General features: G+C 73.3%; 2 protein-coding genes. Both read right to left on the minus strand.

The features are described from left to right. Nucleotides 1–148: 148 nt before the first annotated feature. Nucleotides 149–2,956, minus strand: a complete 2,808-nt coding sequence (locus V7793_RS34270) for a helix-turn-helix transcriptional regulator (protein ID WP_336013611.1) — start codon at nt 2,954–2,956, stop codon at nt 149–151. A 207-nt stretch (nt 2,957–3,163) separates the two neighbouring features. After that, on the minus strand, nt 3,164–3,820 hold the full coding sequence (locus tag V7793_RS34275) for a PAS domain-containing protein (protein ID WP_443058054.1): 657 nt from the start codon (nt 3,818–3,820) through the stop codon (nt 3,164–3,166). Between the last annotated feature and the right edge of the window lie 335 nt (nt 3,821–4,155).

A 4,155-nucleotide genomic window follows, 5' to 3' on the forward strand; every position in this document is an offset into this window, starting at 1 on the left:
CGGCCCCGGCGCAGGTGCTGCAGTGCGGCGGAGAGCACGGCCTCTTCCCGTTCGCGGCCGGCGAGCGGCGAGGACGCGTCCGCGCCGTCGCCGGGCGTACGGGGCGCGGGCTGCGGAGTGGTGGTCGGTGACATGTCCGTTCTCCCGGTCACCGGCCCGTCGCCCGCAGTCCGGCGGGGCGAAGGCCGCCGGGGAGCTCGGCGCGGCCCCGTACGCCGAGCTTGCGGTAGACGTTGGTCAGGTGCATCTCCACCGTGCGGGTGGTGATGAACAGCGTCTCGGCGATCTTCTTGTTGCTCGCTCCGTCGCGGGCCAGGGCGGCCACGCGGCGCTCGCCGGCGGTGAGGGAGTCCAGGGGGCTGGCGGCGAGCTGCGGCATCCGTCCGCCCGCGGTGACCAGCAGCCTGCGGGCGATGGCGGCCAGCAGGTGGTATCCGCAGTGGGTGGCCCGTTCGATGACGCGGCGCAGGTGGCGGCGGGCGCCGTCGGTGTCGCCGTGGCGCAGCAGTTCGTGGCCGAGCTGGAATTCGGCTTTGCCGAGCTCCAGGCGGGCCGGGGAGGAGGCCAGGGCGTCCACCGAGTCGCCGAGCAGCCGCAGCCGGGTGCGGCCCTCGGCGACGCAGGCCGCGGCGAGCAGGCCCAGGCCGAGGGCCCGGGGGGTGCCCCAGCGCCGGACGTCCGGCTGGACCCGCTCGACGAGCTCGGCGGCTTCGGCGGTCCGGCCGAGGCGGGCGAGGGTGGTGGTGGCGGGCAGCCACCAGGGGGCCAGGAGCGGGTTGGCCACGCCTGCTTCCTCCAGGCTGCGGCCGCACCGGCGCCACACGGCCAAGGCGCCTTCCAGGTCGCCCTGTTCGCGCAGCGCCCGGCCGCGGACGTAGAGGTAGTGGTGCCACTCGAAGAGGCGGTTCTCGAGCACGAAGTCGGTGCGCACGAGGCGATCCAGCACGACGCACGCGTCGGCGGTCCGGCCCGCGGAGAGCAGGGAGCTGCCCAGGGCGATGTGGGCCATGGGCGCGGGGTCGCCCTGCCCGTCCCGCTCGGCGAGCACGAGAGCGGCCTGCGCCTGACGCAGGGCGCCGGCGATGTCGCCGGCGTCGTGGAGGGCGAGGGAGCGGCCGGCCAGCGCCGGGACCCGCACCCTCGCGCCATGGCGGGCGAGGCCGCCGGCGCAGGAGCGCTCCAGGCCGGCCAGCGCCTCGTCGACGGCGTCCGCCAGCCCGAGCACGGTGGAAGGGCCGATGACCCACCAGCCGGCGGCGGGGGCCTCGTCCTCGACCCGTAGCGCCGTGCGGGCGAGGGCCGCCGCTTCACCGGCCGGCCTGCCCTCCAGGCAGGCCATGACGCTCATGGCGGCCAGCAGCTGGCGCTCGGCGGGGCTGTCGCCGTGCGGCGGCGCCCAGGTGAGGGACCGTTCGCGGGCCGCGGACATGGCGGTCGTGTCGTTGACGGCGGTGACCAGGAGGGCCGAGGCGACGGTGGTGCGCAGTTCGCGGTCGGCGGGCGCGGGGTCGGCTCCCAGGCCGGCGTCGAGGGCGTCCAGGACGTCTCCCAGGATGCGCACGGCGTCGGCCGCATGGCGGGTCCCGGCGGCCGAGAGGCCGTAGTCGACGGCGATGGCGGCCTTCTCCCGGGCGTCCGGGGCGGCGGTGAGGGCCTGGTGCAGGTGCCAGAGCGCGGCTTCGGGCGCCGTGGGGGCGCAGGCTCTGGCGAGTTCGCGGTGGACGTCCTTGCGTTCGGTGGGCGTGAGCTGTGCCGTCAGGGCGCTCCGCAGGCAGGTGACCACGTCCCTGGTGGCCGTCCGGCCGGGTGAGTCGGCGATGGCGTCGCGGAGCACCGCGAGCATCCACGGCTCGTCGATGCGATCCAGGAAGACGAGCTGGCCGACGATCTCGGCGGCCGGCCGGCCGGCGTCGTTGAGCAGCCCGGCGGCCCGGGAGCGCAGTTCGTGCAGGGTGTCGGTCGGCAGGCCTGCCAGGACGCTGCGGCGGAGGGGGTCGCACATCACCGGGCCGCGCCGTCCGGGGGTGACGGCCTCGAACCGGCCGAGCACGCCGAGGGCGGTCTCCACGTGCCGGGCCGGGACGCCCGACAGTGCGCCCAGCAGGTCGGGCTCGGCGCGGCCGAGGACGGCCAGGGCCGTGGCCACTTGCTGTACGGGGCGGGGCTGGCCGGCCAGGAAGCCCGGTATCAGCGAGGCCAGGATGCTGCCGTGGACCGCGCGCAGCCGGCGCAGGCCGCCGCGGTCGGGGCGGATCCCGGCCCAGCGCAGCCCGGCGAGCAGCCGTCCGAGCAGCTGCGGGTTGCCTCCGCAGATCTCCGCGCAGCGCCGGGCGAAGAGCGGGTCCACGGGGCCGCCCAGCGCCCGGGCGATCATCCGGCCGGTGCCGGACTCGCTCATCGGCCCCAGCTCCAGCAGCGTGCAGCGGTCCTGGGCCAGCAGTCCGGCGAGGGCGGCCGTGCCGGGGCCGTCGCTCTCCGTGCGCTGGGCGAGGAGGACGAGGAGGGGTTGTGCGGCGACCCTGCGCAGGGCGAAGTCGAGGCAGCGCAGGGAGGTTTCGTCGCACCACTGGGCGTCGTCGAGGACGATGGCCAGCGGGCCGTCGGCCAGCAGCCGGAGGAGGCCGGCGTGGAAGCGGCGGCAGCTCGCGTACAGGTCGGGCGACGGCTCTGCGGGGTCCGGAGCCGCGGGCCCGGCGGGAGGGGTCAGCACGTCGGCGACCGGGCCGGGCGCGGAACCGCCGCCGACGGTGCGCACGGTGAAGCCGTCGGCTCGCAGCCGGGCGGTGACGGCGGTCAGCAGGCTGCTTCTGCCGATTCCGGCAGGTCCCCGGACCAGCAGGGCCTGCGCGGTCCCTTCCCGGGCCCGGGCGGCCTGTCGCAGCACGCTGTTCAGTTCGGCGGAGCGGCCGACCAGGTCCTGGAAGGTCTCGTGACGCGTCTCGGTACTGACCGCCAAAGCGTTCCTTTCATGAAGCCCGACGCGACCTCGCATGAGGGCCGGCGCGTCGGTGGCCGGCCCTCGGGGGGAGCCGGTTCACATGATCCACTCAATATGACAGTAAGAAACCGTACGGCACGATTCCACTCATCTTTGAGTCAGAACGCAGACATTGTGGCCGAATTGTCGCTGGCCGGTGGGGCGGAGGCGCGGGGGCGCGTCCGTTCACTTCACGAAGTCCTCCACGACCTCGGGCGGCCACGTCCCGACCTTGAGCACACCCATGGAGTAGGCACGGGAGACCAGTGCGGCACGGTTGGGCACCTTCAACTTCCGCAGCAGGCAGGTCACGTGGTACTCGACGCCCTGCCGGCTCAGGTAGAGGCGCGAGGCCAGGGGGACGGTGGAGACGCCGGCGGCGATGCCTTCGAGGATGCGGGCGTCCATCTCGGAGAGGATTTTCTTCCGGTTGGTGACCACGCGCGTCCCTTCGGTGTCCCGGGCCGTCGGCATCATGACCAGGATCGCGGTCGTGCCGGGCAGGCCGCCGCGCACCGCGACCGCGGTGAGGGGAACGGTGAAGGGCTGTTCCTCACCGGGGCCCACGGCGATGACGGGGGTGACGAAGCGCTGGTGCTTGCCTTCCAGGAGGTGGGAGAACTGGCGCATCAGCGGCTGCCGGACGCTCGGGTGCACCACGTCGCGGAAGCTGCGGCCGCATATCTCCTCGGACGAGCCGTTGAACTGCCGGAAGAACTCCTGGTTCGCCTGCTGGATGGTCAGTGCCCTATCGAGGCTCGCCATGCACAGGCCCGGGTGGTCGGGCTGCTGATGCGTGTCCGCGTACCGTCCCCGGCTGCCGAACGGCATGTCGTGAGCCATGGAGCGGGCCGGATCAATGGCAGTAGGGGCTGCATTCGACAAGGGAGTGTTCCCCTTCAGAAAACTTCATGGAGTGGAATTAATTGGAGGCTAGTTAGCGGCGAGACCCGTGGTCAACGATCGCCCGGCCGGGCAGGCTTAAAGCTGCGGCTCCGCGGCAATGGTTCGGTACCCGGCCTGCTGCCACTACGGGGGTTCGGTACGGTCGAAGTCGCGCCAGCGCCCCCGCCTTTCCGCCACACTTGAGGATCTGTTTCACGCCCCACACACAGACTATTACCTGGCGATGACACACCGGTAAAAAGTCGTCGATCTTTTCTCCGGCACGGGAACTC

It is taken from the genome of Streptomyces sp. KLMMK (assembly GCF_036961605.1).
Taxonomy (GTDB): Bacteria; Actinomycetota; Actinomycetes; order Streptomycetales; family Streptomycetaceae; genus Streptomyces; species Streptomyces telluris.

Coding starts and splice junctions, on each gene's coding strand:
- V7793_RS34275 (WP_443058054.1), bottom strand. CDS start 3,820: ATGGCTCACGACATGCCGTTCGGCAGCCGGGGACGGTACGCGGACACG.